1 protein-coding gene and 1 pseudogene are annotated in these 719 nt (G+C 59.2%); one reads left to right on the plus strand and one right to left on the minus strand.

Annotation, left to right across the window (positions count from 1 at the left end):
* Nucleotides 1-203, plus strand: a pseudogene (locus tag ACXJ7R_RS35315) (adenylate cyclase); the annotation flags it as partial.
* Nucleotides 204-276: 73 nt separating this feature from the next.
* On the opposite strand, the gene ACXJ7R_RS35320 reads toward ACXJ7R_RS35315, so the two are convergent.
* A complete protein-coding gene (locus tag ACXJ7R_RS35320) occupies nucleotides 277-522 on the minus strand; it encodes a hypothetical protein (RefSeq protein ID WP_095091586.1) in 246 nt (81 codons plus the stop codon).
* Nucleotides 523-719 lie beyond the last annotated feature (197 nt).

The following is a 719-nucleotide window of genomic DNA, read 5'->3' on the forward strand; positions in this document are numbered from 1 at the left end:
CAGGTCAGCCCAGCCAAACGATTGGAACCACTGAAACAGGAAGCGTTACCCCTGGTCACGCCAGTTCTGCCCCGGGCTCAGCCTTCAACCCCGAGGGGAATGCGGGGACACACTACGCGGGCGAGCAACCGCAGAACTCAAACAATCCGAAGAGCGTATCTCAATACGACGTTGCCGGATTCCAGCAGTCCCATAACCATTGAGTGACGGCCCGGTCGCGCCAATATAGGCCCGCTGCCGTGAGYAGCGGGCATCAAGTGTCCGAAGGGCATTTGTTCAGATCGTCTTGCGAGCCAACCGAGCAATGTCATCCATGATGTAATTGAAGTCCTGTCCGTTAAATTCCCACGTGCGATGCACTCGCTCCTTCGCCGCGAGATCGGCCAGCGTCTTTGCAGGGTAGCGAAGCAGCGCGTTAGCTGCGTTCCCCGTGCGGTGGGTCTGTTTGGAGTATTCTCGATCGAGCTTGCCATAGCCTGTCTTGCGCCGGATGCCAGCATCAGCCTTGTCATAGGCGCGCAAGGCCTCGGCATGTTCGACGCCAGCGCGGCTTGGCTTGCGAGATCAGCGACAGTCGTCCGCCGGACCCTTTCGACCTYCTCCGCTGTCATTTCGGCCATGACAGGTCGCCGTCCCTTGATGTCMATATAGCGCTGCTCTGCTGCGTTCAGCGCCGGCTCTATGGCGCGAAGCTTTTTCCACTCGGCATGAAAGGCAGC

It is taken from the genome of Mesorhizobium sp. P5_C1 (assembly GCF_054049815.1).